Consider the following 26,994-nt stretch of genomic DNA (forward strand, 5'->3'; position numbering starts at 1 on the left):
GCCCGTAAGGGTGCGGCCGGGTGGTAGTGCGGTGTCCCGTCTTGACGCCGGTGTCGTGAGCTAGACCGGGGCTGCAATGTGCGACGAGTTACGCGGCTTCATGATCCCAAAGCTTGCCGGCAAAGGCACGCTGTTGGAGGGAGGTGAAGAGTTCATCGAGAGTCGCGAGGCTCTCCTCCTGCAACCGTTGACGGTCCTCAACAGCCTCCATACGCCGCATGAAAATTTCCTGCAACTCAGACGGCGGAACCAAGACCGGGGTTTCCTTGATCTGTTTGATGTTTAGTGTGGGCTGCGCAACCGTTCGCAGCTCCTTCTGGAAGTACTGCTGAACTACACCCGTACGCAAGTAGGAAGCCAAGTACCCACGCGCGATCTTCTCGCCAACAGGGACACGCGCGACAGCACGCGCGATATTGCATCCAACATCCTCAGGACCAACAATCGAAACTGCCCCGATGGCCCCGACGCAGCCAATAAGGATCTCATTCCCTCTAACTCTCGACCGCGTATACTTCGCCTCCACCGCAGGTGCGATACGCATCAGCCGACTCCGGTCGACTACGCCACCCTTAAGATCCCCCGCACGAATCAGTCGCACACCCCCCTCAACTTCCCCGCCCGGCTGCACGACTCCATAATTGATGCGATCCCCGGAATCCACCAACCCTTCGAGAGCTCGGAGCGTGAATCCCCGCGGGTTCACTCGGGGATCACCGAACATGTCGAGGAAGATGGACTGAGAAAGCTCCCCCAGAAGAGTGATGGCTTGGCGACGCTGGGCGCGGAGGGTGTCAAGATGGTCGAGGAGGGCAGCGATGCGCTCTTGTTCGACAATCGAAGGGATTTCGACCTTAATAGCACGCAGATTCCCGATCGAAATACTAGCCTGATTCACTGCCCGATTGGCGAATCGACGCACTTCAGACCTAAAGCGAGGAGTCCGCATCAACCTAACCGCAAATGCAGGATCCAACACCTCACGCTTCGGCCGCAGACACAGTAGATTCATTCCATGGATGATCTTCTCGGGATTTCCGAGGTAAAGTGCACATTTACCAACATGCTCAACGCTATTAATATGACTGAATAGAATATCCCCCTCCTTGAGGAGCCAATGAGCGTAATCCGAACTTCGCAACCCCGCGAATCCCACTCGTACTGGATTAATCGCCGAGCTTGCAATCGTCTCGATGCGAGTGATGGGAACGCCACCCGAGGAATCATCTTGCTTGACCGCTAGGCCATTTCGGATGATCTCAAAAAGTTCCCCAAAGTCAACATCAGTCACGCGAGCATCCCCTTCAGCGCTTCTGTACCGGCGGCAATCTTCTCATCGAGACGCTGAAGGTCGGCCAAGATCTCTAGCGGTGCCCGCGTCTCAATCTCCTCGTGGACGATTTCCTTGTAGCGATTGAGGGAGAGATCGTAGCCTTGGGCCTCAATGTCTGCCTTCGGGACCATAAAGGACTGGGCCGTACGAGGGCGGCCACGTTCAGTGGTGTTGCGAGCGAACCAGCGAGTGAGGGCGTCCGGGAGGTTGTTCTTGGCGTGGTCGGCCTCGGTCAAGGGCTCTGCGGGGCGGACACCAAACTTGCCCTCCGGCAGGAGGAGGTTGCGCTTGTCGTCCAGAGACATGCCGTCGGCCTGGACGTCGTAGAACCAGACGTCGTCCGTGCCACCGGAGTCAGTGCGGGTGAAGAAGAGGATGGCGGCGGAGACGCCGGCATAGGGCTTGAAGACTCCAGAGGGGAGCTTGACCACGGCGTCCAGCTTCTGGTCCTCGACCAGCATGCGGCGAAGTTCCTTGTGAGCCTTGGTGGAGCCAAAGAGAACACCGTCGGGGACAATGACGGCGGCGCGGCCACCAGGCCTCAGGAGCTTCAGGAAGAGAGCGAGGAAGAGAAGCTCGGTCTTCTTGGTTTTGACGACTCGGAGAAGATCTGCCGCGGTCTGCTCGTAGTCGAGGCTGCCCGCGAAGGGCGGGTTTGCGAGGATCAGCGAGTAACGCTCAGATTCCGGGGAGGCGGACTCTGACAGAGAGTCCCGGTAGCGGATGTCCGGGTTTTCGATGCCGTGCAGGAGCATGTTCATCGAGCCGATGCGCAGCATTGTGGAGTCGAAGTCGAAGCCGTGGAACATCGACTCGTTGAAGTGCTTGCGCTGGGCGGACTCGTACAGCTCCTCACGGTGCTCGCGCTGGACGTAAGAAGCCGACTGGACGAGGAAGCCAGCCGTGCCGCAGGCCGGGTCGCAGATCTCGTCGCCCGGGCGGGGCTGGGTCATCTCGACCATGAGGTCGATGATGTGGCGAGGGGTGCGGAACTGGCCGTTCTGTCCGGCGGAGGCGATCTTGGCGAGAAGGTACTCGTAGACGTCGCCCTTGACGTCGCTGCGGTCCATCGGAAGGCCGTCGAGGATGTCGACGACCTTGGTGAGGAGGTTGGGCGACGGGATCGTGAAGCGGGCGTCCCGCATGTGATGGGCGTACGTGGAATCGTCGCCGCCCATGCGACGAAGGTAGGGGAAGACGCCTTCGGCGACCAGCTTGTACGCGGTCTCAGGGTCGCGGTCCTTAAAATTCTGCCAGCGCAGGTCCTGCTCGCCGGGCCCGAAGAAGGGGGCCGGGTCGGGCTCTCCGATGCGGTTCGCCTTGCGATCCTTGACGGTCTGGAGTTCGTCGAGACGCTTGACGAAGAGCAGGTACGTGATCTGCTCCATCACTTCGAGAGGATTGGAGATGCCGCCGGTCCAGAACGCGTCCCAGACGCGGTCGACCTTGTTCTTGAGTTCGCCCGTAATCACATTGTCGATCGTAGCGGCGGGCACAGACAGCGGCGGCCCACTCCGGATAGGCCGGGCCTCGGCCCGCCCAGTGCACCCGACCCGCCACGGAGGACACTGCCGGGCCGGGTTCCCGCAGCATTCCGGCGCTCCAGCTCAGTACAGAGAAACAGGATTCTGCCTCCGTAGGTGATGCTGCATCACCTATCCCAGCACCATCCCAGCACGGGAACGAGCCGAGGGCCCGCCTCCGAAGAGCCGGACCCTCCTGACCTGCGCATTTGACAAAACAGACGTGGTGGAATTGCGCCTACACGTTGAAGCGGAATTCGACCACGTCGCCGTCCTGCATGACGTAGTCCTTGCCCTCCATGCGGGCCTTGCCCTTGGCGCGGGCCTCGGCGACCGAGCCGCATTCGACCAGGTCCGCGAAGGAGATGACCTCGGCCTTGATGAAGCCGCGCTGGAAGTCGGTGTGGATCACGCCGGCGGCCTCCGGGGCGGTGGCGCCCTGCTTGATGGTCCAGGCGCGGGTTTCCTTCGGGCCGGCCGTCAGGTACGTCTGCAGGCCCAGGGTGGCGAAGCCGACGCGGCCGAGGGTGGCGAGGCCGGGCTCGTCCTGGCCGACGGACTGGAGGAGCTCGAGGGCCTCCTCGTCGTCCAGCTCGGCGAGGTCGGCCTCCAGCTTGGCGTTGAGGAAGATCGCCTCCGCCGGGGCGACCAGGGCGGACTGCTCGGCCTTGAAGGCGTCGTCCGTCAGCTCGTCCTCGTCGACGTTGAAGACGTACAGGAACGGCTTCGTCGTGAGCAGGTGCAGCTCGTGCAGGAGGTCGCCCTGCTCGGTGCCCTTGGTGATGCCCTGGGAGAACAGGGTGTCGCCGGCCTCGAGGATCTTCTGGGCCTTCTCCACGGCCGCCAGCACCGCGACCTTGTCCTTCTGGAGGCGGGCCTCCTTCGTCAGGCGCGGGACGGCCTTCTCGATGGACTGCAGGTCGGCGAGGATCAGCTCGGTGTTGATGGTCTCGATGTCGTCCTTGGGCGAGACCTTGCCGTCGACGTGGACGACGTTCTCGTCCTTGAAGGCGCGGATGACCTGGCAGATCGCGTCCGACTCACGGATGTTCGCCAGGAACTTGTTGCCCAGGCCCTCGCCCTCGGAGGCGCCGCGGACGATGCCCGCGATGTCGACGAAGTCGACGGTCGCCGGGAGGATGCGCTGCGAGCCGAAGATGCCGGCGAGGACGGCCAGGCGGGCGTCCGGGACGCCGACGACGCCGACGTTCGGCTCGATGGTGGCGAACGGGTAGTTGGCCGCCAGCACGTCGTTCTTGGTCAGGGCGTTGAACAGGGTCGACTTGCCGACATTCGGCAGGCCGACGATTCCGATCGTGAGCGACACGTTGGCGACTTCCCGTAGCTGGAGGGGGGCGGCGGCCCGGGAGTGGGCCACCGGACAGTTTACTTTCCGATGAGCGGCAGTCGTTGTACGCGTGTCCCCGCGGGGATAGCGGCCCCGCCCCGCCTAGTTTGGTGGGGTGGAGCGACACAGGACGCGTTCGGCATACCGCCCGCAGCGACAGCAGCAGCCCCGCCCCCGCGCGGCCGCGGCTCCGGGCATGGCCGGGGTGCCCTCGCAGGGCGGGCGGCCGCGGCCGGCTGCGGGGCGCAGGCTGCCGCGCCCGATGCTGACCGGGCTCGGCGGCGGCCTGTTCGCATGCGTGTCGATGACGCTCGTCGCCGGGTTCGTCTGGCTGTTCTTCGACGGTTCGCTGTTCGGCTACGGGCTGCTGTTCCTGCCGGTCGCGGCCGCCACCGCGCTCTGGGTGCGGCCCGCCGACCTGATCACCGCGCCGATCGCCGCGCCGATCGCCTTCGCCGTCGGGGTCTGGCCGATCTCCGGCGGCTCGGGCGGCGGCTTCGGCGCGCAGCTGATGGGGATCGTGACCGCCCTGTCGCTGCACGCCGGCTGGCTGTACGGCGGGACGCTGGTCGCCGCGCTGATCGCCGTGGGGCGCAAGGCCGTGCTGATGGGGAGGCGGGGCCGGCTCCCCCGCCGGGCCTCCTAGCGGGATCGGCCTGGCGCGAGCGGCCGCCGGCTACCCCGGCCCCTGGCCGCCGGCTACCTTGGCCCCTCCTCCGCCGCCGCGGCCGGCTTCGTCGCCTTCGCCGCCATCGCCGCTCCCACGATGCCGGCGTTGTTCTGCAGCGCCGCCGGGACGATCTCGGCGCGGATCCCGTCGATCAGCGGCAGGAACTTCTCCGGTTTGCGGCTGACGCCGCCGCCCAGGATGAACAGGTCGGGCGAGAACAGCATCTCCACGTGCGCCAGGTACTTCTGCACCCGGCGCGCCCAACGCTCCCAGGTCAGCTCCTCGTCCTCCTTGGCCTTGACCGACGCGCGCTTCTCCGCGTCGTGGCCCTTCAGCTCCAGGTGCCCGAGCTCCGAGTTCGGCACGAGCCGCCCGTCGGTGAAGACGGCGCTGCCGATGCCGGTGCCCAGCGTCAGCAGGATGACGGTGCCGGTACGGCCGCGGCCCGCCCCGTAGGTCATCTCCGCGACGCCGGCCGCGTCGGCGTCGTTGAGGACGGTGACCGGCCGGCCGCCGAGCCGCTCGGACAGCAGGGCGGCGGTGTCGACGCCGATCCACCCCTTGTCCATGTTGGCGGCGGTGCGCGTGACGCCGCCCGTGACGACGCCGGGGAAGGTCACCCCGACGGGTCCGTCCCAGTCGAAGTGGCGGACCACCTCGACGACGCAGCCGGCCACCCCGTCAGGGGTGGCCGGCTGCGGTGTCAGTACTTTGTGGCGCTCCTGCGCCAGGTCGCCGCGGTCCAGGTCCACGGGAGCGCCCTTGATCCCGGTACCGCCGATGTCCACACCGAAGAGCTGCATGGACTCACCGTACGGAAACCGTCACTCGTCGGCGACCAGGGCGGCCGCCTCGGCGCGCAGGTCGCGGCGCAGCTCCTTCGGGAGCGAGAAGGTGATCGATTCCTCGGCGGTCTTGACGATCTCGACGTCGGCGAAGCCGCGCTCCGCCAGCCATTCGAGCACCTGCTCGACGAGGACCTCCGGCACCGAGGCGCCCGAGGTCAGGCCGACCGTGGCGACGCCGTCGAGCCAGGCCTCGTCGATCTCGCTCGCGAAGTCGACGAGGTGGGCGGCGCGGGCACCGGCGTCGAGGGCGACCTCGACGAGCCGGATCGAGTTCGAGGAGTTCTTCGAGCCGACCACGATGACCAGGTCGGAGTCGGCCCCCATGGCCTTGACCGCGGCCTGCCGGTTGGAGGTGGCGTAGCAGATGTCGTCGCTGGGCGGGGAGACGAGCAGCGGGAACTTCGTCTTCAGCGCGTCGACCGTCTCCATCGTCTCGTCGACGGAGAGGGTGGTCTGGGAGAGCCAGACGACCTTGGACTCGTCGCGGACGGTGACCTTGTCCACGTCGTCCGGGCCGTCGACGATCGTGATGTGCTCGGGAGCCTCGCCGGAGGTGCCGATGACCTCCTCGTGGCCCTCGTGGCCGATCAGGAGGATGTCGAAGTCCTCCTTCGCGTACCGGATGGCCTCCTTGTGGACCTTGGTGACCAGCGGGCAGGTCGCGTCGATCGTCGCGAGCTTTCCGCGCGCCGCCTCCTCGTGCACCACCGGCGCCACGCCGTGTGCGGAGAACATCACGATGGAGCCCGGCGGGACCTCCTCCGTCTTCTCGACGAAGATGGCGCCCTTCTTCTGCAGCGTCTGGACGACGTACTTGTTGTGCACGATCTCGTGGCGCACGTAGACCGGCGCACCGTACTGCTCGAGGGCCTTCTCGACAGCGATCACGGCTCGGTCGACGCCCGCGCAGTAGCCGCGGGGGGCGGCGAGCAGGACGCGGCGGGAAGCGGGAGCAGGGGCGGCAGCACTCATGCGGTCCATCGTACGGGGGTCCGTGCCGGGCCACGCCTCGGCCGTTCGGCACGGAACGGGACGGACGTGTCGAATCTCCGTCCCGGCCGTCGCACGGAGGAATGATGGCCTCCGTGAGGGATTCCGGCGCCGGTCTGCGGCGCAGTCTGGGCTTCCGGGACCTGGTCGTGTACGGGCTGCTGTTCATCGCCCCCATGGCCCCGGTCGGGGTCTTCGGCACCCTGGACGCCCGCTCGCACGGGGCGGTGGCGCTGGTCTACCTGGCAGCGACCGTCGCGATGGCCTTCACGGCGTTCAGCTACGCGCTCATGGTCCGGGTGGCCCCGCAGGCCGGGTCGGTGTTCACGTACGCCCGCAAGGGGCTCGGCGAGGGTGCGGGGCTGGTCGCGGGCTGGATGGCGATGCTGGACTACCTGCTGATCCCGGCGGTGGCGTACCTCTTCTCCGGGATCGCGATGCACGCGCTGGTGCCGGCCGTCTCGCAGTGGGTGTGGACGGCGCTGGCCGTGCTCGTGACCACCGCCCTGAACCTGTGGGGCGTACGGGCGGCCGCGCGCGCCGGCTTCGCGGTGCTGGCGCTGGAGATCGCGGTGCTGCTGGTGTTCACGGCCGCCGCGGGGGCGGCGCTGGCGCAGGACGGGGCGCGGCGCGGCTGGCTGTCGCCGCTGACGGGGGACGGCTCGCTGGGCGGCTTCTCCGCGGCGGCGGTCCTCGGCGCGGTGTCGGTGGCGGTGCTGTCGTACCTGGGCTTCGACGCGATCGTCTCCTTCGCGGAGGAGGCGTCCGGGGGTTCGGCGCGGGTGGCGCGGGCGGTGCTGTTCTGCCTGGGGCTGGCGGGGGTGCTGTTCGTGGTGCAGGCGTACCTGGCGGCGCTGCTGATGCCGGTGCCGGCGGCCGCTCTGGCGGCGGATCCGGCGCAGCAGGGCCCGGCGTTCTACACGGCGGTGGAGGCCTCCGTCGGGACGTGGCTGCACGACCTGGTCGCGGCCGGCAAGGCGGTCGGGGCGGCGTTCGCGGCGCTGGCCGGGCAGGCGGCGGCCGGCCGGCTGGTGTTCGCGATGGCCCGGGAGGGGCGGCTGCCGCGGGCGCTGGCGCGCACCTGGGGCGGGACCCCGCGGCCGGCCCTGCTGGCGGCGGCGGTGATCACGCTGGTCGCGGCGGTCTGGGCGGCCCGGCGCGACGACGGGCTCGACCACCTGGTCTCGGTGGTGGACATCGGGGCGCTGGTGGCGTTCACGCTGCTGCACGCCTCGGTCGTCGGCTGGTTCGTCGTACGGCGCCGCGGCGGCCCGCCGGTGTGGTGGAAGCACCTGCTGGTGCCGGTGCTCGGCGCGGCGGTGACCGTCGCGGTGATCTTCGAGGCGGCTCCGACGGCGCAGGCGGTGGGGGCGGTGTGGCTCGCGGTGGGCCTGGGGGTGCTGGTGCTCCAGCGCGGCCGACGCGCCGACGATCACGGGGCCGGGCCCGGAGACGGTGTCGGTGCGGGCGGTTAGCCTGCCTGCATGGGTCTGAATACATCGGCCGACGCGCCGCTGCCGGTCGGCCGGGTGTCCCGGCTCATCGGGGGCTGGATCGACCGGCTCGGCCAGGTTTGGGTGGAGGGGCAGATCACGCAGCTCTCGCGGCGGCCGGGGGCGGGGGTGGTCTTCCTGACGCTGCGCGACCCGTCGCACGACATCTCGATCGGGGTGACCTGCTTCCGCCAGGTCTACGACGAGGTCGCGGACGCGGTGACGGAGGGTGCGCGCGTCGTGGTCCTGGCCAAGCCGGAGTGGTACGCCCCGCGCGGCCAGCTGTCGCTGCGGGCCACGGAGATACGGCCGGTCGGCATCGGCGAGCTGCTGGCCCGGCTGGAGCGGCTCAAGCGCTCGCTGGCCGCCGAGGGCCTGTTCGCCCTGGACCGCAAGAAGCCGCTGCCGTTCCTGCCGCAGCTGGTCGGGCTGGTGGTCGGGCGGGCCTCGGCGGCCGAGCGCGACGTACTGGAGAACGCGCGGCGCCGCTGGCCGGCGGTCCGCTTCGAGGTGCGCAACGTGGCGGTGCAGGGCGTGCACGCGGTGCCGCAGGTGGTCCAGGCGGTCAAGGAGCTCGACGCCATGGACGAGGTCGACGTGATCATCGTCGCGCGCGGCGGCGGCAGCGTGGAGGACCTGCTGCCGTTCTCCGACGAGGAGGTCGTACGGGCGGTCGCGGCGGCGCGCACCCCGGTGGTCTCGGCGATCGGGCACGAGCCGGACTCGCCGCTGCTGGACCTGGTGGCGGACCTGCGGGCCTCCACGCCCACGGACGCGGCGAAGAAGGTCGTCCCGGACGTCGGCGAGGAACTGGAGCGGGTGCGCCAGCTGCAGGGGCGGGGCCTGCGGGCCGTGCGCGCGCTGCTCGACCGGGAGGAGCGCGGGCTCGCCCACGCCCTGGCCCGGCCGGTGTTCGTCCACCCGCAGCGGATGGTGGAGACCCGGGAGGACGAGCTGGACGCCCTGCTGGGGCGCAGCCGGCGCACCCTGGGCCACCTGCTGGACCGGGCGGACTCCGAACTGGCGCACACCCTGGCCCGGGTGGTGGCGCTGTCCCCGGCGGCGACGCTGGAGCGCGGCTATGCGGTGCTGCAGCGGGCGGACGGGCACGTGGTGCGCTCTCCCGAGGACGTGGCGGACGAAGAGGTGCTGCGCGCGCGGGTGGCGGAGGGCGAGTTCTCCGTACGGGTCAAGAGGCTTGGCACATGACGGACACGGGCAACAGGCCGGGACGGGAAGACGGGAAGACGGGAATGACTGAAACCGATACCTCGTTGGGGTACGAGCAGGCACGCGACGAGCTCATCGAGGTCGTCCGCAGGCTGGAGGCCGGCGGCACCTCCTTGGAGGAGTCGCTCGCGCTCTGGGAGCGGGGCGAGGAGCTCGCGCAGGTCTGTCGTCGCTGGCTGGAGGGGGCGCGGGCCCGTCTGGACTCGGCGCTCGCGGCCCGCGAGGCCGGAGCCGACGAGCGCGGCGAGGGGGACGAGCGGGGCTCGGGAGACGCCTGAGACAGGGGCGCCGGGCGTGAATCGTGATCCCCGCCACTCGCGGCCAGATTTAGTTGAAAATTCGACTAAATCCGCCGTAGAGTCGGGGCCGACGCTTCACCTCTCCGCATCATGGAAGAAGGCTTTTCCGATGTCCCTCGTTCTTGACTCCGCCGCTCAGGACCTGCTGTTCCGCGAGGCCCGCACCGCCAACACGTTCTCGGACGAGCCGGTGACCGAGGAGCAGGTCCAGGCGATCTACGACCTGGTCAAGTACGGCCCCACCGCCTTCAACTCGACTCCGCTGCGCATCACCCTGGTCCGCTCCGCCGAGGCCCGGGAGCGCCTCGTGGGCCTGATGATGGAGGGCAACCAGGAGAAGACGGCCGCCGCTCCGCTCGTCGCGATCCTCTCCGCGGACAACGAGTTCCACGAGGAGCTGCCCGCCCTGCTGCCGCACTTCCCGCAGGCCAAGGACGTCTTCTTCAGCGAGCGCCCGGTCCGCGAGGCCTCCGCGCTGATGAACGCCGCCATGCAGGCCGCGTACTTCATCGTCGGCGTGCGCGCCGCCGGCCTGGCCGCCGGTCCGATGGGCGGCGTGGACTTCGCCGGCGTCCAGAAGGAGTTCCTGGACGACGACCACACCCCGCTGATGGTCGTCAACATCGGCAAGCCGGGCGAGAACGCCTGGCACCCCCGCGGCCCGCGCCTGAGCTTCGACGAGGTCATCACCACCGTCTGAGCCGGCACAGCCCGCACCCGCACAGAAGGCCGCGCGCCCCGAATCCCGGGGCTCGCGGCCTTTCTTGCATGTCCTGCCGCGGCAGCGGCAAGCACCGGCTCAGTGCCTCACCGGCTCACCGGCTCACCGGCCCTGCTTGAACTCCAGGGCCGCCGCCATCGTGCCGAGGTCCTCGAACGGGGCCGTGCCCGTCACCACGGTGACGTGGCCCTGCTCCTGCCGGACCAGGGCGTCGTACTTCTCGCCCTCCCAGCGCTCCCAGGACGCGTCGCCGACCTGCTGCGTCTGCCCGGTGGCCTTCGCCCGCTGGGTGACCTTCTCCAGGTACTTGGGCGAGACGTCGCTGGACTGCTCCACCGCCACGTACTGGCCCTCGGGGTCGAGGAAGCCCAGGTGCCAGGCGTGGGCCGCCTTCCGGTCGAACGTCACCGACGTCGCCCGCCACTGCGCGTCCAGCCCCGCCGGGGCCGCCACCGGGTACGGCGCCGCGCGCCGGGCCGTGAGCGTCTCGACCCGGTAGTCGACCACGTGTGTCGGATCGGCCTTCTCGTCATGTGGGACGAAGATGTAGATCCCCGCCACGACGACACCGATCACCGCCAGCGACCGGACCATGTCCCAGACCGTCTGCTTGCCCTTCATACCTGCCACGCCACCATCGTCCCCCATGGCCGACCGCGATCACCGCCGGGGTGGGCGCGGCGCTGCGGGGTAGGGGCAAGACGTCCGCTCAAGCCAAACGCCTGACCGATAATCCGCTCATACGTGACCCGCCCTGCTCAGTTTGTCGACGTGGCGATAGAGTTCCAGCACCCTCACCTTCCCGGCCGTCGTCGTACAGAAAGGTGCGCTCCGATGTCCGAGCACAACCTGCCGCCCCAGCTCGAAGTCTCTCCCGAGGCCCCCGACCGCAACCTCGCCCTGGAGCTCGTCCGGGTGACCGAGGCCGCAGCCATGGCCGCGGGCCGCTGGGTCGGACGCGGTGACAAGCTCGGCGCCGACGGCGCCGCGGTCAACGCCATGCGCACCCTGATCTCCACCGTCTCGATGAACGGCGTCGTCGTCATCGGCGAGGGCGAGAAGGACGAAGCGCCCATGCTCTTCAACGGCGAACGGGTCGGCGACGGCACCGGCGCCGAGGTCGACATCGCCGTGGACCCGATCGACGGCACCACCCTGAACGCCAAGGGCATGCCGAACGCGATCGCCGTGCTGGCCGCCGCAGACCGCGGCACCATGTTCGACCCGTCCGCGGTCTTCTACATGGAGAAGCTGGTCACCGGCCCGGAGGCCGCCGACTTCGTCGACATCAACGCCCCGGTCTCGGTCAACATCCGCCGCGTCGCCAAGGCCAAGAACATGGCCGTCGAGGACGTCACCGTCGTCATCCTGGACCGCCCCCGCCACGAGGGCATCGTCAAGGAGATCCGCGAGACCGGCGCCCGGATCAAGTTCATCTCCGACGGCGACGTCGCCGGCTCGGTCATGGCGGTGCGCGAGGGCACCGGCGTGGACCTGCTCATGGGCATCGGCGGCACCCCCGAGGGCATCATCTCGGCCTGCGCCATCAAGTGCCTGGGCGGTGTCATCCAGGGCAAGCTGTGGCCGAAGGACGAGGCCGAGCGGCAGAAGGCCATCGACGCGGGCCACGACCTCGACCGCGTCCTGACCACCAACGACCTGGTCTCCGGCGAGAACGTCTTCTTCGTCGCCACCGGCATCACGGACGGCGAGCTGCTGCGCGGCGTCCACTACCGCTCCGAGACCGCGACCACGTCCTCCCTGGTCATGCGCTCGAAGTCCGGCACGATCCGACGGATCGACTCCACGCACCGCCTGTCGAAGCTGCGCGCGTACAGCGCCATCGACTTCGACCGCGCGCAGTAGGCGCGGAGCCGGTACGAGCGCATCCGTGTGCCGGCGCGCGCCGGCACAGCGAGAGGGGCGGTTCCCGTGTGCGGCGGGACCGCCCCTCTCGCGTGGCCTGCGTACGGGTCTCAGCCCGCGGCGGCTATCGTCCCGGCCGCGGGGGCCTGGCGCAGCTCCGCCGCCCGGCGCCGGCGGCGGGCCAGCACCACGCGGCGCTCGGCCGCGGTCAGGCCGCCCCACACCCCGTACGGCTCTGGCTGGAGCAGGGCGTGCTCGCGGCAGGCGACCATCACGGGGCAGCGGGCGCACACGCGCTTGGCGGCCTCCTCGCGCGACAGCCTGGCCGCGGTCGGCTCCTTGGAGGGGGCGAAGAACAGCCCCGCCTCGTCCCGGCGGCACACCGCCTCGGCGTGCCATGGGCCGTCCTCTTCCCTTGCGGGCACCCGCGGCTTCGCCACGGTGGCGGCCGGACGCGCCTGAAGGGTCTGTACGGCGGCTACCTGCAGGGACTGATGCGGCGGATGCTGCACGGTCTACTCCTGACGACGGATACGCAAGCGAGAGACGATGCACCTGTCCCTACCCGCTGTACGCGCCCCTATGCACTGCGTGCTGCGGCTGGCCCGCCCCAGGAGAAGTCGACCGAAATCCGACGCGGAATCCAGCCGTCCGGCCCTTGTTCGCGGGGCGCCCTAGCCGTCCAGTCGCTTGCGCAGCTTCAGCGCCAGGTCGACCAGGCGGGCCCCGAGCCTGGGCCGGGCCTCGATGTTGCCGAGCAGGGCGAAGCCGCGGATGATCACCACCGGCGCGTGGGGGTCGACGCCGGGCCGGCCCTCGCCGTGCACCTCGAAGTTGCCGAGGACGCCGCTGCCGTGGCCGCGCAAGGTGACGTTCTCCGGGACGAGGACCTCCACGTTTCCGAGCACGCACGTCACGTTGATCTCGGTGACCTGCTGCTCGAAGACGGCCTCGGTGAGGTCGAGGGTGATGTCGCCGAGGACCGAGACCGCGCGGGTCAGCGGCCCGGGACGCCAGCGGCCCTTGCGCGCGGAGCTGCTGCACACGGCGACGACCGTCTCGGGCTCGGCGGGCAGGCCGGCGGGGCCGGTCCGGGCGGGGCCGGGAGCGTACGGGGGCGCCGCCGCGGCGTGGGGGCCGCCGGGCGCGGGCAGGTCCCGTACCAGCACGTCCAGCTCGGCGACCGTCTTCGCGGCGTACAGCATGTCCAGCCGCTCGGAGTGCTCCTCGGCGGTCAGCCGGCCCTCGGCGAGGGCATCGGCCAGGATCTGCGCGATGCGGTCGCGGTCGGCGTCGGAGGCGCGCAGCCCCGGGGCCGGGGCCGCGGGTGCTGCGGAGGCCGGGGCAGGGGCGGCGGGGTGCTTTTCCAGGTCCACGCACGCCAGCATAGCGAGACACGATAGATCGCGATAGTCGCCGGTGAGCCTTACCTCACAGACACACCGCCCCGGCGAGGTCCTACGCTGGATGACCGCGCTGCCAATTGGTCGTCAGCGCTGTCTGCCCGAGTAGAGGATGACTGCCGTCATGCCAGAGTTTGCGTACACCGACCTGCTGCCCGTGGGCGAGGACACCACCCCGTACCGGCTGGTGACCTCCGAGGGCGTCTCGACCTTCGAGGCCGACGGCCGTACGTTCCTCAAGGTCGAGCCGGAGGCGCTGCGCAAGCTCGCCGAAGAGGCCATCCACGACATCCAGCACTTCCTGCGCCCGGCGCACCTCGCGCAGCTGCGCCGCATCATCGACGACCCCGAGGCCTCCTCGAACGACAAGTTCGTCGCCCTGGACCTGCTGAAGAACGCGAACATCGCGGCGGCCGGCGTCCTGCCAATGTGCCAGGACACGGGCACGGCCATCGTCATGGGCAAGCGCGGCCAGAACGTGCTCACCTCGGGCGGTGACGAGGAGGCCCTCTCCCGCGGCATCTACGACGCGTACACGAGGCTGAACCTGCGCTACTCGCAGATGGCCCCGCTGACGATGTGGGAGGAGAAGAACACCGGCTCGAACCTGCCCGCGCAGATCGAGCTGTACGCGACCGACGGCGGCGCGTACAAGTTCCTCTTCATGGCCAAGGGCGGCGGCTCGGCCAACAAGTCGTTCCTGTACCAGGAGACCAAGGCGGTCCTCAACGAGGCCTCCATGATGAAGTTCCTGGAGGAGAAGATCCGCTCGCTCGGCACGGCGGCCTGCCCGCCGTACCACCTGGCGATCGTGGTCGGCGGCACCTCGGCGGAGCACGCGCTCAAGACCGCGAAGTACGCCTCCGCGCACTACCTGGACGAGCTGCCGCGCGAGGGCTCCGCCCTCGGCCACGGCTTCCGCGACGAGGCCCTGGAGCAGCAGGTCTTCGAGCTGACCCAGAAGATCGGCATCGGCGCGCAGTTCGGCGGCAAGTACTTCTGCCACGACGTCCGCGTCGTCCGCCTCCCCCGCCACGGCGCGTCCCTCCCGGTCGCGATCGCGGTGTCCTGCTCCGCCGACCGCCAGGCGGTCGCGAAGATCACCGCCGAGGGCGTCTTCCTGGAGCAGCTGGAGCGCGACCCGGCCCGCTTCCTGCCGGACACCACCGACGAGCAGCTGGCCGAGTCCTCGGACGTGGTCTCGATCGACCTGAACCAGCCGATGGACGAGATCCTGGCGACGCTGACCAAGCACCCGGTCAAGACCCGCCTGTCGCTGACCGGTCCGCTGGTCGTGGCGCGCGACATCGCGCACGCCAAGATCAAGGAGCGGCTGGACGCGGGCGAGGACATGCCGCAGTACCTGAAGGACCACCCGGTGTACTACGCCGGCCCGGCGAAGACCCCCGAGGGCTACGCCTCGGGCTCCTTCGGCCCGACCACGGCGGGGCGCATGGACTCGTACGTCGAGCAGTTCCAGGCGGCGGGCGGCTCCAAGGTCATGCTGGCCAAGGGCAACCGCTCGCAGCAGGTGACGGACGCCTGCGGCACGCACGGCGGCTTCTACCTGGGCTCGATCGGCGGCCCGGCGGCCCGCCTGGCCCAGGACTGCATCAAGAAGGTCGAGGTCCTGGAGTACGAGGAGCTCGGCATGGAGGCCGTCTGGAAGATCGAGGTCGAGGACTTCCCGGCCTTCATCGTGGTCGACGACAAGGGCAACGACTTCTTCCAGAACCCGGCCCCCGAGCCGACCTTCACCCACATCCCGGTCCGCGGCCCCGGCCTCGGCTGACCCCGTTTCACTCCGCTGCGCCCTCCGGTCCGTTCGGGCCGGGGGGCGCTGCCCGTGCGGGGGGGGGCGGCGGCCTCAGCGGGTGAGGTAGAACTCCAGCTTCTCGTAGTCGCCGTCGGCCGAGGAGCGGATGTAGCCGCGGGCGCCCTTGAAGTCGCCGGTTCCGCCGGTCACGGCGATGTCGAGCAGGGGCTCCTGCGCCGAGGCGCTGATGGGTGCGAGCGTCTGGGCGGTGATCAGCCCGCCGGGGTGGCCGGTCAGCAGGAAGACGCCCACGCAGTGCGTGTCGCTCTGGTCCCCGGCGCGCACGACGGTGCAGGTGGCACCGTCCCGGCCGACCTTCTCGCCGCCCTTGGTCCGGTACAGGTCGTCGGCGAAGGAGATGCTCTCCCCGACCTTGGGCGTCTCGCTCATGTGGCCACCCGCGTCGGGCAGCTCCTTGGCGTACAGGGTGAAGTCGTAGGCGCCGTCGTCGGCGGCGGCGGGCGCCGGGGCGGCGGCGAAGGCGACTGCGGCGGCCGCGCAGGCGCCGAGCACGCCGATCCTCCTGAAGCTGCGGAACATGTCCTGCCTCCCGTGGGGTGCCGGATGTCCCCGAGGCCCGCTTCACATTGTCCGACGGCCGCCGCCGGTCCGCCCGTCACCGCGGCGACGGGCGCAGGTCACCGGGCCGTGGTCCGCGCCCGTTAAGGTTCGGACCCATGAGCCCCACGCGTACGGACATCCGGGTGATCGCCCATCGCGGCGCCTCCCACGACCACCCCGAGCACACCCTCGCCGCCTACCGGCAGGCCATCGCCGACGGCGCCGACGCGCTGGAGTGCGATGTGCGGCTGACCGCCGACGGGCGGCTGGTGTGCGTGCACGACCGGACGGTGGAGCGGACCTCCGACGGGCGCGGCGTGGTCTCCGCGCTGACCTACGAGCAGCTCGCCGCGTTCGACTTCGGGCGGTGGAAGGGCGAGCAGCACCGGGGCGCGCAGGTGCTGCTGTTCGAGGACCTGCTCAAGGAGGCCCTGGCCGCGGACCGGCCCGTCGGGCTCGCCGTGGAGACCAAGCACCCGACCCGCGCCGGCGGCCGCCTGGAGGCCGAGCTGGTGCGGGTGCTCAAGGACCACGGGCTCGCCGACGGCTCCGACGGCCTCGTCGAGGTGATGAGCTTCTCGCGCAACGCGCTGGTCCGGCTGAACCGGCTGGCGCCCGGGCTGCCCGCCGTGTACCTGATCGAGCGGGGCCTGCGCCCGCCGCGGCCGCCCTTCGCGGGGCACGCCGGGCCCGGCATCGACCTCGTCCGCAAGGATCCGGGGCTGGTGGCGCGGCTGAAGGCCAAGGGGCTGCGGGTCCGCGTCTGGACCGTCGACGAGATCGCGGACGTGGAGCTGTGCCTGCGCCTCGGCGTGGACACGCTGATCACGAACCGGCCGCGGGAGGTACGGGAGTACCTGAACGGACTGTAGGGCCATAGGGCCGCGGGGCGGTCTGCCGATCGGGGCAGGCGGGGCGCGCAGCTCCGGCCGATCGGCAGATGTCCCGGGGGCGGGGGCCCGGCGAGGGTGGTGGGTGTCAGCAACCGCCCACCTCTCCACGGGAGTTCACGATGACCGTAAAGGCCACCGGGAAGCGCACCGCCTTCCTTGCCGGGGGCGCCGCCCTCGTCGCACTGTCGGCCGTAGTGGCGGGGGCCTCCGGCGCGCCCGCCGCGCCGAAGCCCGCCGCCGCGGCCGTGCACGGGGCCGCGACCGTCCGCTACGACTACGCCCCCGCCGACCACGAGATCCGGTTCACGGTCGACGCCGAGGCGGCCCCGTTCACCCGGCCCTTCCCGGGGCGGCAGGGCGCGAAGGGCTCGCCCGTCGACGCCCGGGGCAAGGTGACCGTGTACCACTACATCCCGGGCCGCGGCGCCGGCACCTCCGAGGCCGAGGTGGACTGCCTGGTGACGGGCGGCCGGACCGCGACGCTCACCGCGATCGTGACGAAGTCCAACGTCGGGGAGGTCGGCAAGCGCATCGGGATCAGCGTGCAGGACGGCCGCCACGGCGAGCCGGACCGGCTGGGCTTCTCCTGGGGCATCGCCAACATCGACCCCCCGCACACCGACGCCGAGGGCGATGCCGCGCAGGCGACGGTGGGCACCTGCATGGCGCCGGCGCCGTTCACCACGGTCGTCAAGGGCGGATTCGCCGTGACCCCGGCCGCGCTGCCCCCGCTGCCGGACGGCTTCGGGAGCCAGAGCACCTCCATCGCTGCCGCGCGCCGCGACTGAGCCGGCGCCCCGGTCCCGTACAGCAGGACACCCGGCCGGATCACCGGCCGGGTGTGGGGGCTTCGGCCGCGGCGGAGCGGCCCTGGGGGTGGGTGGAGCGGGGGTGGGGCGGGGGGGTTACGCGAAACGCTGGTTCGGCGAGCCGTTGCAGGGCTGCAGGCGCGCCGGCTCGTGCGCGGAGGCCACGGTCAGGCACATGCCCGTGGCGGCGGCGGGCCGCAGGGTGGCGCCGTCGCGGACCCAGTTCTGGTTGGCGCCGCCGTGGCAGTTCCACAGGATCGGTCCGGTGCCGGCGCCGTAGTCGGCTCCGGGGACGTCCAGGCAGCGGTCGTGGGTGAGCTCGATGTGCACGGACCGGCGGGCCGTGTCGTACCACCAGCCCTGGTTGCGGCCGCCGTGGCAGTCCCAGCCCAGTACGGCGGTGTCGTTCGCGCTCGCGCCGCCCTTGGCGTCGAGGCAGGTGCCGGTGGCCTCGTTCTTCAGCGGGGCGTAGAGGTCGTCCCAGGCGCCGGCCTGCAGGACGGGGGTGCCGGTGCTCGCCGGGTCGGCGCAGGAGGCCTCGCGCAGGCCCGAGGTGTAGAGCTGGGTCAGGCAGGACGCGAACGCCCCGTGCCCGCGGTAGTTGGGGTGGAAGGACTGCCGGGCGGTGTTCTCGTCCCACGGGAAGTGGTCGCCGAGGTCCAGGTAGAGCCCGCGCGCCCAGGCGTCCTCCATGCAGACCTCGTGGCCGTGGAAGAGCCGAGAGTTGTCCAGGAAGAGGGCCCCGGAGTTGCGTGCGGCCTCCCGCAGGCCCTTCTCGAAGGCCGGCACGGCCTGGTTGCGGCCCCAGGTGGCGTCGGAGTCGTAGCCGGCGCAGCCGCCGGGGAGCTTGCCGGGGAAGTTCGGGTTGTCGTAGAAGTCGGGGCCGATGGGGCTGGGGTAGCCCATCACGACGAGCTTGTAGTCGGTGTCGGCGTACCCGGCGTCGCGCATGACCTTCTTCAGGTCGCCGACGGTCGCCTCCACCTTGGGCTTCAGGCCGTCGACGCGGGCCTGCCAGCCGGGGGCGTACTTGGGCTCGCAGGTGCCCTGGCTGAGCACCCAGCGGGTGACGCAGTCGGTCATGACGGGGCCGAACTGGAGGTCGTCGTTGGCGCCGGCGACGAGCAGCACCATCTTGATGCGCGTGTTGCGGGCCTTGACGGCGAGGTTGTCGCTCTGGACCAGCTCGTCGGCGTACTGCTTGCTGCCACCGATGCGGATGTTGCCGGTGTACGCACCCGAGCAGGCGACGTTGAAGGTCAGGTCGGCCGGGATGCCGGTACGGTGGATCGCCGTGTCGGGCGAGCGGTGGCACTGGTTGGACGAAGTGTTGGTGGCGGGGTCGTAGTTCCCGACGCCCTCGCCGGAGATCTCGCTGTCGCCGAGGGAGATCAGTCCGGTCTTGCGCTCGGCCATCGGGCGCACGGCCGGATCGCCGTAGATCCGGGTGGCCTCGGCAGCACGGACGGCCTCCAGTTCCGGCGACAGCGGCACGGCCGCCGCCGAGGCGCCGGTTTCGGCCACGGCGGCGCCGGCGGCAGGGGCGGTGGCCGCCTGGGCCATGGGGGTGACGGCGGTGACGCCCCCGAGGGCGGCCGCGATCGCCGCGAGCGCGGCGACGGTACATCTGAGCCTGGGTTTGCCGGTCACACGTGTCATGCACGCCTCCCCGATGTCGGTGTTACCCCGGGTATTTACTGATCGGTAGGGGAGATGGGAACACTTCGAACAAGACAATTGCTCAACTTTTTGAGGAGGCAACGAACATGACGAACGATCAGCACAGCAGCGGTGACGTCGGCGCGCACCGCATCGAGCACGACTCGATGGGCGAGGTCAAGGTGCCCGTCCACGCCAAGTGGCGGGCCCAGACCCAGCGGGCGGTGGAGAACTTCCCGCTCTCGGGCCAGCGGCTGGAACGCGCCCACATCGAGGCGCTCGCCCAGGTCAAGGCCGCGGCCGCGCGGGTCAACGCCCGCCTCGGCGTCCTCGACGCGGACATGGCCGAGGCGATCGCCGCGGCCGCCGCCGAGGTGGCCACGGGGCGCTGGGACGAGCACTACCCGGTGGACGTGTTCCAGACCGGGTCGGGGACCTCGTCCAACATGAACACCAACGAGGTGATCGCCACCCTGGCCGCCGAGCGGCTCGGCCGCGAGGTGCACCCCAACGACCACGTCAACGCCTCGCAGAGCTCGAACGACGTGTTCCCCTCGTCCATCCACATCGCCGCGACCGCCGCCGTCACCCGCGACCTCGTCCCGGCCCTGCGCCACCTGGAACTTGCCCTGGAGCGCAAGTCCGCCGAGTTCGCCGAGGTGGTCAAGGCCGGCCGGACGCACCTGATGGACGCCACCCCGGTCACCCTGGGCCAGGAGTTCGGCGGGTACGCCGCCCAGGTGCGCTACGGGATCGAGCGGCTGGAGGCGGTGCTGCCGCGCCTCGCCGAACTCCCGCTGGGCGGCACCGCGGTCGGCACCGGCATCAACACCCCGGCCGGGTTCTCGGCCGATGTGATCGCCGAGGTGGCCGCCGCCACCGGGCTGCCGCTGACCGAGGCGCGCAACCACTTCGAGGCCCAGGGGGCGCGGGACGCGCTGGTGGAGACCTCGGGGATGCTCCGTACGATCGCGGTCTCGTTCACCAAGATCTGCAACGACCTGCGCTGGATGGCCTCGGGACCGCGCACAGGATTGGCCGAAATCAATCTGCCCGATCTGCAGCCGGGCTCCTCGATCATGCCCGGGAAGGTCAATCCGGTGGTGCCGGAGGCCGTCTTGATGATCGCGGCGCAGGTGACCGGGAACGACACCACGGTCGCGGTGGCGGGCGCGGCGGGCAACTTCGAGCTCAATGTGATGCTCCCGGTGATGGCCCGGAACCTGCTGGAGTCGATCCGGCTGCTGAGCGCGGCGAGCCGCCTGCTGGCCGACCGCACGGTCGACGGGATCACCGCCAATGCGGCGCGGGCCAGGGAGTACGCGGAGTCCTCGCCCTCCGTGGTGACCCCGCTGAACCGGTACATCGGCTACGAGGAGGCGGCCAAGGTCGCCAAGCGGTCCCTCGCGGAGCGGAAGACGATCAGGGAGGTCGTCCTGGAGTCCGGCTACGTCGACCGCGGCGACCTGACCCTGGAACAGCTCGACGAGGCCCTGGACGTCCTGCGGATGACGCGGCCTTGAAATCGGTTCCCGGCGGGTTCCGGACAGGGGCCGGATCCGGTCGTTTCCCGCCCCCGGACACCCTCCGTGACCTGCACCGCAGCGAGCACAAGGGCCTCAGCCCTAGTATCTGCGCATGACAGGTACGGCAGGCCGCGGGGGCGGCGGAGGACAGGGCACTCGCTGGCGGCCGGGGGAGCAGATCCTCTGGCGCTACCGCGACCACGCCCCGGACCTGACGGGCGCGGTCCACATCTGCCGCCCGGTCACCGTGGTGCAGGACACCGAGGACCTGCTGGCCGTGTGGATGGCTCCCGGCACCGAGTGTGTCAAGCCGGTCCTGGCCGACGGCACCCCCGTGCACGAGGAGCCGCTCGCGACCCGCTACACCGCGCCGCGCACCACCGTGCGCGCGCGCTGGTTCGGCGCGGGGGTGCTGAAGCTGGCCCGGCCCGGGGACCCGTGGTCGGTGTGGCTGTTCTGGCAGCACGGCTGGCGGTTCAAGAACTGGTACGTCAACCTCGAGGAGCCGCGGTCGCGCTGGGCGGGCGGCATCGACTCGGTCGACCACTTCCTGGACATCTCCGTGTACCCCGACCGTACGTGGAAGTGGCGCGACGAGGACGAGTTCGCGCAGGCCCAGCGCGCGGGCCTGATGGACGCGGAGCAGGCGCGGCGCGTGGAGGAGGCGGGGCGGGCCGCCCTGGAGGTGATCAAGGCCTGGGGCACTCCGTACTCCGACGGCTGGCAGGACTGGCGGCCCGATCCGGCATGGCAGGTTCCGGTCCTGCCCGAGGACTGGGACCGCACCCCGGCGCATATGACCTCATGAGACCCTTGATGCGCCCCGGGGGTTGAACCGTAATATCTCCCTCCGCAAGGTGGGGTGCGCCTGCCGCACTCGACCGCACATCCGTAAATGTCGTGCGATATGCGGGACTTGACCGGAGGTCAGCGCGGGGAGAGGTAACGAGCGGGACGCGGAACGCGGGGCGATGGTGCCCCCGCCGCTGAGCGGGTATACCGCGACTGACCGAGTTGAGTGCAGCGCACATCGAGCGCAGACGGACGGAATGCCACGCGTGACGGAGTACCCCACCTCGCAGGAGGGCCCGCAGCCTGCCGCGGCCGCCGCGACACCGGCCCACGGCGGCCCCGGGCTGCCCGCTGCCTCCGGCGGCGACGCGCGCGAGCGGGGCCACGGGAAGGCCGGTGCCTCCGGCGCCTCCGGCCGCTGCGCGGAGGAGCTGGGCCACGGGAAGGCTCCACTGCCGGCCGCCGAGGCGGTCCGCGGCACGGCCGCGTCAGGCGAGGACCCGCCGCGCGCGCACGCGGACGGCGGCCCGGGCCCGGAACTCCCGCGCCCCCGCACCGAGTCGGCCCCCGCGGCGCCGGACGACGGCCCCCGGCGCGGCCGCACCGCCCGCGGGCGCGACACCGAGGCGGCCCGCAACGCGGCCTCCGCGGGGCGCCCGCGCCGCGCAGGCCACCGCACCGCCGCCGGCGGCTCCGGCCGGGGCACGGAGCTGCCCGCGGGCCGGACCCACGAGGGCCGGGGCGCCCCTGAAGACGCCGCCGACGGGGCCGCCACGGCTGCAGCCGCCGTAGGCACTGCCGATGCCGCGCCGGATGCCACGGCCGAGGCCGCCCTGGCCACCTCCGCCGGGGCCACCGCCGACTCCGCACCCGCCGTGGGCTCCCCCGTCGCCGCGCCGGCCGACGGCGGGGCTCCGGCCCCGGGGCCGGTCGACGACGGCGAGGAGTACGCCCAGGACGCGGCACCCGAGGCCGAGGGCGGCGGCCCGCCCGCGCCCGGCGGCGCCGGCGAGGGGGCAGCGGCCGCGCGCCGGGAGGGCGACCGGTTGCGCTTCGTCGGGGCGGCGACCCGCCGCATCGCCCGCGGCATCGACCTCGACGAGATCGTGCTCGGCCTGTGCCGGGCCACCGTGCCGACCTTCTCGGACGCGATCCTCGTCTACCTGCGCGACCCCCTGCCGGTGGGCGACGAACGCCCCGTCGGCCCGGTCGTTTTAAGGCTGCGCCGCACCGACCGTCTCCGGCCGATCGACGACCTGACCGGAGCGGAGTCCGCCGGGGCCGCGGGGGGCGCCGGCGAACTCGACTTCAGCCAGCTGCCGATGGTCGGCCCGCAGGGCGACCTGCCCGCGGCCGAGCTGTGCGAGATCCTGCCCGGCGGGGCGCTCGCCGAGGTGCTGCGCGGCGTACGGCCCGTGTTCGGCTCCGCCGCAGGGGCCCAGGACGCGCTGCCGGAGCTGCTGGGCGACGGGCACCCGCTGCCGCGCGGCCGGCGGGCCATCCTCGCCCCGCTGCGCGGCCGCCGCCGCGTGATCGGCGCCGCGGTGTTCCTGCGCAGCCCCGAGCGGCCCGCGTTCGAGCAGAACGACCTCCTGGTCGCCGCCCAGCTGGCCACCCACACCGCGCTCGGCATCGACAAGGCCGTCCTGTACGGCCGCGAGGCGTACATCGCCGACGAGCTGCAGCGCACCATGCTCCCCGACAGCCTCCCGCAGCCCACCGGCGTCCGGCTGGCCTCCCGCTACCTGCCGGCCGCCGAGACGGCCCGGGTCGGCGGCGACTGGTACGACGCCATACCCCTGCCCGGAAGCCGGGTCGCCCTGGTCGTCGGCGACGTCATGGGCCACTCCATGACCTCCGCGGCCATCATGGGCCAGCTGCGCACGACCGCGCAGACGCTGGCCCAGCTGGACCTGCCGCCGGCCGAGGTCCTGCACCACCTCGACGAGCAGGCGCAGCGCCTGGGCTCCGACCGCATGGCCACCTGCCTGTACGCCGTCTACGACCCCGTCTCGCACCGGATCACCGTCGCCAACGCCGGCCACCCTCCGCCGGTGCTGCTGCACCTGGGCGGCCGCGCCGAGGTACTGCGGGTGCCGCCGGGCGCGCCCATCGGCGTCGGCGGCGTGGACTTCGAGGCCGTGGAGCTGGACGCCCCGGCCGGGGCGACGCTGCTGCTGTACACCGACGGCCTGGTGGAGTCACGGCTGCGCGACGTGTGGACCGGCATCGAGCAGCTCCGCGAGCGGCTGGCCACCACCGCCCAGCTGACCGGCCTGGACCACCCGCCGCCGCTGGAGGCCCTGTGCGACGACGTGCTCGACATGCTGGGCCCGGGTGACCGGGACGACGACATCGCGCTGCTCGCGGCCCGCTTCGACGGGATCGCGCCCAGCGACGTGGCGTACTGGTTCCTCGACCCGGAGGAGACGGCCCCCGGCCGGGCCCGCCGCTTCGCCCGGCGGGCGCTGACCCGCTGGGGCCTGGAGGAGCTCGAGGACTCGGTGGAGCTGCTGGTCAGCGAGGTGGTGACCAACGCCGTCCGGTACGCGGAGCGGCCGGTCACACTGCGCCTGCTGCGGACGGACGTGCTGCGCTGCGAGGTCGGCGACGACTCCCCGCAGCTGCCGCGTCAGCGCCGGGCCCGGGAGACCGACGAGGGCGGCCGCGGGCTGTTCCTGGTCAACCGGATGGCCCGCCGCTGGGGGGCGACCCGGCTGAGCAGCGGCAAGGTCGTCTGGTTCGAGCTCTCGCTGCCGCCGGCCCACGACCGGCGCTGACCCGGAAGAAGGCAGAAGGAAGAAGGCAGAAGACACCGCCGCCCCGCAGCACGGATGCTGCGGGGCGGCGGTGTCGTTTGGTGCTCCGGCCGGCCTACGGGTTGAACGGCGGCGGGAACGGCGGGCTCGCCGACTTGGTCGGGTCGGGCTTCGGGGTCTTCGTCGGGTCGGGCTTGCCGGAGCTCTTGCTCGCGTCCGGACTCGGCGAGACCTTGCTCGGGTCGGGGCTGGGCGAGATCTGGCTGCCGCTCGGCGACGGGCTGACCTGGCTCGCGGAGCTCGACGGGGAGGCGGAGCGCGGCGGGGCCATCGTCGGGCCCATGTTGGCCTCGGAGAGGTCGAACTCGCCGGTCTTGACGCCCTTGAGCGCGGCCAGCGTGTACGCCTTCCAGATGCTGGCGGGGAAGCTGGAGCCACCGGCTCGGCCACCGCCCGCGGTACCGGTCAGGGTGACCTGCTTGGCGGTACCGGGCTCCTCACCGAAGATCGCCACGACGGTGACGAGTTCGGGGGTGTAGCCGGTGAACCAGCCGGCCACGTTGGACTCGGTGGTGCCGGTCTTGCCGGCGGCCTCGTAGGCGGAGCTCTTGACCTTGTTGCCGGAGCCGCCCTCGTCGTTGACCACGCCGGTGAGGACCTTGGTCACGGTGTCGGCGGTCTCGCGGGATATGGCCTGACCGCCGACGGCCTCCACGGGCTTGAACTCGCGCTCGTGGTGCTCGGCGCTCTTGATGATCGACGGGGTGATCTTCTTGCCGTGGGCGTCGAGGGTGGCGTAGACCCCGGCCATCTCCACGGTGTTGGCGCTCATGGTGCCGAGCGACATGGCCGGCTTGTCATCGGGCCAGCCGTCGCGGTCCTTCATGCCGAGCTGCAGGGCCGTCTTCTTGGCGTTCTGCGGCTTCACGTCGACGATCATCTGGGCGTAGACGGAGTTCACCGAGAAGTCGGTGGCCTCCTGCACGGTGATCATCGGGTTGCCGAAGTTGCGGTTGTCCTGGTTCTGCGGGTTGAACGGGACCTTGCTGCCGACGACGGGGCGCTTGCTGGTGCCGTCGTACAGCGCGTTCGGCGTGATGGGCTTGCCGTCCTGCGTTTTCGAACCGTTCTCCAGTGCGGAGGCCAGCACGACCGGCTTGAAGGTCGAGCCCGGCTGGAAGTCCGTGCGCAGGGCGTTGCTGGCCCAGTGGTCGGACAGTCCGGTGCCGCCGTACATGGCGACGATCGCGCCGGTCTTGGGGTCGACGGAGGTGGCGCCGGCCTGCACGGAGGCGTCGACGGGCCGCTTCTGGCGGTCGAGCTGGGACTCCAGCTCGTCCTCGACCGCCTTCTCCAGCGCCTGCTGCTTCTTCGGGTCGATGTTGAGCGTGATCTCCCAGCCGCCGGCCTGGAGTTCGGCGGCCTTCATGCCGGTCTGGCGGCGCAGCTCGGCGTCGGCGGCCTGCTTCAGGTAGCCCTTCTGGCCCTCCAGGCCGGGGGCGGCCTTGGGCTTGATGGGCTCCTGGAACTTCAGGGTGTCGCGCTTGGCCTTGTCGAGCTCGCCCATCTCGACCATGTTGTCGAGGACGCCGTTGAAGCGGATCATGGCGAGCTTCTTGCCGCGGTCGCTCGCGGTCGCCCAGTCGTAGTCGCTGGGGGCCTGCAGGAGGGCTGCCATGTAGGCGCCCTGTTCCAGCGTCAGCTTCTCGGAGTCGACGCCGTAGTACGCCTGCGAGGCGGCCTGGATGCCGTACGCGCCACGGCCGAAGTAACTGGTGTTGAGGTAACCCGCGAGGATCTCGTCCTTCTCCATGCGCTGGTCGACCTTGAGGGAGATCACCAGCTCCTTGAGCTTGCGCGTGGGGGTCTGGTCCTGCGTCAGGTAGAAGTTCTTGACGTACTGCTGGGTGATCGTCGAACCGCCGGCCTTGCCCTGGCCGGTGGCGGTCTTGACCAGGCCGCGGGCGACACCGAGGAAGTCGACGCCGCGGTCCTTGTAGAACGACTTGTTCTCGATGGCGATGAAGGCCGTCTGGACTTCCTTCGGAACCTTGTCGATCGGGACGATCTCGCGGTTCATCTTGCCGTCGCGGGCCATGATCGTGCCGTCGGCGTACTTGTAGACGTTGCTCTGCTGGATCGCCTCGGCGTTCGGGTCCGGCGGGTCCACGTAGAAGTACAGGCCCACGAGGGCGGCCATGCCGAGCAGGAACATCCCGAAGAACGTCCCGAGGATCGTCTTCCAGGTGAAGAAGCGACGTATGCCGGTCCGCTTGCCCGCGCGCCCCTTCCCCGTCGCGCGCCCGCGCGGCGCCCGCCGCGCGCTGCGCTGCTGCTGCGCTTTACGCGCTTCTGCTCGGCCCATCGTTCCCGCTCCGCTCGGTTTCCCCCCCGACGTCAGCTCAGAAAGCTAACACCGCAGGATGTGGCAAAGGTTGGCCAACCAAGGCCAATA

Annotated in this window: 23 protein-coding genes; 12 read left to right on the top strand and 11 right to left on the bottom strand. The window is 70.9% G+C overall.

All coding sequences use genetic code 11. The features are described from left to right. Positions 1-88: 88 nt before the first annotated feature. The 3 genes from AB0F11_RS16675 to ychF form a co-directional block, all read right to left on the bottom strand. On the bottom strand, positions 89-1,291 hold the full coding sequence (locus AB0F11_RS16675; protein ID WP_362173503.1) for a restriction endonuclease subunit S: 1,203 nt from the start codon (positions 1,289-1,291) through the stop codon (positions 89-91). After that, positions 1,288-2,805 carry a class I SAM-dependent DNA methyltransferase gene (locus AB0F11_RS16680; RefSeq protein ID WP_362173506.1) on the bottom strand — a complete coding sequence of 506 codons (1,518 nt, stop codon included), beginning with the start codon at positions 2,803-2,805 and terminating at the stop codon, positions 1,288-1,290. The genes AB0F11_RS16675 and AB0F11_RS16680 overlap by 4 nt, the downstream gene beginning before the upstream one ends. A gap of 289 nt (positions 2,806-3,094) precedes the next feature. Continuing rightward, positions 3,095-4,183 carry a redox-regulated ATPase YchF gene (gene ychF / locus AB0F11_RS16685; protein WP_362173509.1) on the bottom strand — a complete coding sequence of 363 codons (1,089 nt, stop codon included), beginning with the start codon at positions 4,181-4,183 and terminating at the stop codon, positions 3,095-3,097. Between the two features lie 217 nt (positions 4,184-4,400). On the opposite strand from ychF, the gene AB0F11_RS16690 reads away from it, so the two are divergent. Then, a complete protein-coding gene (locus tag AB0F11_RS16690; RefSeq protein WP_362173705.1) occupies positions 4,401-4,850 on the top strand; it encodes a DUF6542 domain-containing protein in 450 nt (149 codons plus the stop codon). Between the two features lie 53 nt (positions 4,851-4,903). Here AB0F11_RS16690 and ppgK read toward each other — a convergent pair whose 3' ends face one another. Both ppgK and AB0F11_RS16700 read right to left on the bottom strand, forming a co-directional pair. Further along, positions 4,904-5,677, bottom strand: coding sequence for a polyphosphate--glucose phosphotransferase (gene ppgK / locus AB0F11_RS16695; protein WP_362173512.1), 774 nt, complete (start codon positions 5,675-5,677; stop codon positions 4,904-4,906). 21 nt (positions 5,678-5,698) lie between these two features. Then, complete coding sequence (locus tag AB0F11_RS16700; RefSeq protein ID WP_362173515.1) at positions 5,699-6,703, bottom strand: 4-hydroxy-3-methylbut-2-enyl diphosphate reductase; 1,005 nt, start codon at positions 6,701-6,703, stop codon at positions 5,699-5,701. Between the two features lie 104 nt (positions 6,704-6,807). On the opposite strand from AB0F11_RS16700, the gene AB0F11_RS16705 reads away from it, so the two are divergent. The 4 genes from AB0F11_RS16705 to AB0F11_RS16720 all read left to right on the top strand — a co-directional run bounded on the left by AB0F11_RS16705 (position 6,808) and on the right by AB0F11_RS16720 (position 10,434). After that, complete coding sequence (locus AB0F11_RS16705; RefSeq protein WP_362173518.1) at positions 6,808-8,187, top strand: APC family permease; 1,380 nt, start codon at positions 6,808-6,810, stop codon at positions 8,185-8,187. Between the two features lie 9 nt (positions 8,188-8,196). After that, on the top strand, positions 8,197-9,414 hold the full coding sequence (gene xseA / locus AB0F11_RS16710; protein ID WP_362173521.1) for an exodeoxyribonuclease VII large subunit: 1,218 nt from the start codon (positions 8,197-8,199) through the stop codon (positions 9,412-9,414). Between the two features lie 44 nt (positions 9,415-9,458). Beyond that, a complete protein-coding gene (locus AB0F11_RS16715) occupies positions 9,459-9,713 on the top strand; it encodes an exodeoxyribonuclease VII small subunit (RefSeq protein WP_362173524.1) in 255 nt (84 codons plus the stop codon). A 130-nt stretch (positions 9,714-9,843) separates the two neighbouring features. Next, entirely contained in the window at positions 9,844-10,434 is a 591-nt protein-coding gene (locus AB0F11_RS16720) for a malonic semialdehyde reductase (protein WP_361916331.1), read from the top strand. A 123-nt stretch (positions 10,435-10,557) separates the two neighbouring features. On the opposite strand, the gene AB0F11_RS16725 is transcribed toward AB0F11_RS16720, so the two are convergent. Continuing rightward, the gene (locus AB0F11_RS16725; RefSeq protein ID WP_362173708.1) at positions 10,558-11,076 is read right to left on the bottom strand and encodes a DUF4245 domain-containing protein; all 519 of its coding nucleotides are present in this window, start codon (positions 11,074-11,076) and stop codon (positions 10,558-10,560) included. 213 nt (positions 11,077-11,289) lie between these two features. Between AB0F11_RS16725 and glpX the strand changes: the two genes are divergently transcribed. Continuing rightward, the gene (gene glpX, locus AB0F11_RS16730; RefSeq protein WP_362173526.1) at positions 11,290-12,321 is read left to right on the top strand and encodes a class II fructose-bisphosphatase; all 1,032 of its coding nucleotides are present in this window, start codon (positions 11,290-11,292) and stop codon (positions 12,319-12,321) included. Between the two features lie 110 nt (positions 12,322-12,431). Here glpX and AB0F11_RS16735 read toward each other — a convergent pair whose 3' ends face one another. Then, entirely contained in the window at positions 12,432-12,761 is a 330-nt protein-coding gene (locus tag AB0F11_RS16735; RefSeq protein WP_361902363.1) for a WhiB family transcriptional regulator, read from the bottom strand. 234 nt (positions 12,762-12,995) lie between these two features. After that, complete coding sequence (locus AB0F11_RS16740; protein WP_362173529.1) at positions 12,996-13,697, bottom strand: DUF1707 domain-containing protein; 702 nt, start codon at positions 13,695-13,697, stop codon at positions 12,996-12,998. 151 nt (positions 13,698-13,848) lie between these two features. Between AB0F11_RS16740 and AB0F11_RS16745 the strand changes: the two genes are divergently transcribed. Next, on the top strand, positions 13,849-15,516 hold the full coding sequence (locus AB0F11_RS16745; protein WP_362173532.1) for a fumarate hydratase: 1,668 nt from the start codon (positions 13,849-13,851) through the stop codon (positions 15,514-15,516). 75 nt (positions 15,517-15,591) lie between these two features. Here AB0F11_RS16745 and AB0F11_RS16750 read toward each other — a convergent pair whose 3' ends face one another. After that, complete coding sequence (locus AB0F11_RS16750; protein WP_362173535.1) at positions 15,592-16,080, bottom strand: hypothetical protein; 489 nt, start codon at positions 16,078-16,080, stop codon at positions 15,592-15,594. A gap of 137 nt (positions 16,081-16,217) precedes the next feature. Between AB0F11_RS16750 and AB0F11_RS16755 the strand changes: the two genes are divergently transcribed. Continuing rightward, complete coding sequence (locus AB0F11_RS16755; protein WP_362173537.1) at positions 16,218-16,973, top strand: glycerophosphodiester phosphodiesterase family protein; 756 nt, start codon at positions 16,218-16,220, stop codon at positions 16,971-16,973. Positions 16,974-17,113: 140 nt separating this feature from the next. Continuing rightward, positions 17,114-17,782 (top strand): hypothetical protein, encoded by a 669-nt coding sequence (locus AB0F11_RS16760; RefSeq protein WP_362173540.1) that lies wholly within the window; start codon positions 17,114-17,116, stop codon positions 17,780-17,782. 117 nt (positions 17,783-17,899) lie between these two features. Here the strand turns inward: AB0F11_RS16760 and AB0F11_RS16765 are convergent, their stop codons facing one another. After that, positions 17,900-19,462, bottom strand: a complete 1,563-nt coding sequence (locus AB0F11_RS16765; protein ID WP_362173543.1) for a ricin-type beta-trefoil lectin domain protein — start codon at positions 19,460-19,462, stop codon at positions 17,900-17,902. Between the two features lie 107 nt (positions 19,463-19,569). Here AB0F11_RS16765 and AB0F11_RS16770 point away from each other — a divergent pair, with 107 nt between their 5' ends. The 3 genes from AB0F11_RS16770 to AB0F11_RS16780 all read left to right on the top strand — a co-directional run bounded on the left by AB0F11_RS16770 (position 19,570) and on the right by AB0F11_RS16780 (position 24,560). After that, a complete protein-coding gene (locus AB0F11_RS16770; protein WP_362173546.1) occupies positions 19,570-20,985 on the top strand; it encodes a class II fumarate hydratase in 1,416 nt (471 codons plus the stop codon). Between the two features lie 115 nt (positions 20,986-21,100). Then, entirely contained in the window at positions 21,101-21,796 is a 696-nt protein-coding gene (locus tag AB0F11_RS16775; protein WP_362173549.1) for a DUF402 domain-containing protein, read from the top strand. A gap of 817 nt (positions 21,797-22,613) precedes the next feature. Then, complete coding sequence (locus AB0F11_RS16780) at positions 22,614-24,560, top strand: SpoIIE family protein phosphatase (RefSeq protein ID WP_362173711.1); 1,947 nt, start codon at positions 22,614-22,616, stop codon at positions 24,558-24,560. Between the two features lie 94 nt (positions 24,561-24,654). On the opposite strand, the gene AB0F11_RS16785 is transcribed toward AB0F11_RS16780, so the two are convergent. Further along, complete coding sequence (locus AB0F11_RS16785; protein WP_362173552.1) at positions 24,655-26,904, bottom strand: transglycosylase domain-containing protein; 2,250 nt, start codon at positions 26,902-26,904, stop codon at positions 24,655-24,657. Positions 26,905-26,994 lie beyond the last annotated feature (90 nt).

The sequence above is a fragment of the Streptomyces sp. NPDC032472 genome (assembly GCF_040636955.1).
Classification (GTDB): domain Bacteria; phylum Actinomycetota; class Actinomycetes; order Streptomycetales; family Streptomycetaceae; genus Streptomyces.

What these genes read in the sequence shown, in the direction of transcription:
- glpX (WP_362173526.1), top strand. Translation starts at nt 11,290, where the DNA reads ATGTCCGAGCACAACCTGCCGCCCCAGCTCGAAGTCTCTCCCGAGGCC.
- AB0F11_RS16765 (WP_362173543.1), bottom strand. Translation starts at nt 19,462, where the DNA reads ATGACACGTGTGACCGGCAAACCCAGGCTCAGATGTACCGTCGCCGCG.
- AB0F11_RS16775 (WP_362173549.1), top strand. Translation starts at nt 21,101, where the DNA reads ATGACAGGTACGGCAGGCCGCGGGGGCGGCGGAGGACAGGGCACTCGC.
- AB0F11_RS16690 (WP_362173705.1), top strand. Translation starts at nt 4,401, where the DNA reads ATGGCCGGGGTGCCCTCGCAGGGCGGGCGGCCGCGGCCGGCTGCGGGG.
- AB0F11_RS16785 (WP_362173552.1), bottom strand. Translation starts at nt 26,904, where the DNA reads ATGGGCCGAGCAGAAGCGCGTAAAGCGCAGCAGCAGCGCAGCGCGCGG.
- ppgK (WP_362173512.1), bottom strand. Translation starts at nt 5,677, where the DNA reads ATGCAGCTCTTCGGTGTGGACATCGGCGGTACCGGGATCAAGGGCGCT.
- AB0F11_RS16725 (WP_362173708.1), bottom strand. Translation starts at nt 11,076, where the DNA reads ATGAAGGGCAAGCAGACGGTCTGGGACATGGTCCGGTCGCTGGCGGTG.
- AB0F11_RS16715 (WP_362173524.1), top strand. Translation starts at nt 9,459, where the DNA reads ATGACTGAAACCGATACCTCGTTGGGGTACGAGCAGGCACGCGACGAG.
- xseA (WP_362173521.1), top strand. Translation starts at nt 8,197, where the DNA reads ATGGGTCTGAATACATCGGCCGACGCGCCGCTGCCGGTCGGCCGGGTG.
- AB0F11_RS16770 (WP_362173546.1), top strand. Translation starts at nt 19,570, where the DNA reads ATGACGAACGATCAGCACAGCAGCGGTGACGTCGGCGCGCACCGCATC.
- AB0F11_RS16760 (WP_362173540.1), top strand. Translation starts at nt 17,114, where the DNA reads ATGACCGTAAAGGCCACCGGGAAGCGCACCGCCTTCCTTGCCGGGGGC.
- AB0F11_RS16700 (WP_362173515.1), bottom strand. Translation starts at nt 6,703, where the DNA reads ATGGACCGCATGAGTGCTGCCGCCCCTGCTCCCGCTTCCCGCCGCGTC.
- AB0F11_RS16750 (WP_362173535.1), bottom strand. Translation starts at nt 16,080, where the DNA reads ATGTTCCGCAGCTTCAGGAGGATCGGCGTGCTCGGCGCCTGCGCGGCC.
- AB0F11_RS16745 (WP_362173532.1), top strand. Translation starts at nt 13,849, where the DNA reads ATGCCAGAGTTTGCGTACACCGACCTGCTGCCCGTGGGCGAGGACACC.
- AB0F11_RS16755 (WP_362173537.1), top strand. Translation starts at nt 16,218, where the DNA reads ATGAGCCCCACGCGTACGGACATCCGGGTGATCGCCCATCGCGGCGCC.
- AB0F11_RS16720 (WP_361916331.1), top strand. Translation starts at nt 9,844, where the DNA reads ATGTCCCTCGTTCTTGACTCCGCCGCTCAGGACCTGCTGTTCCGCGAG.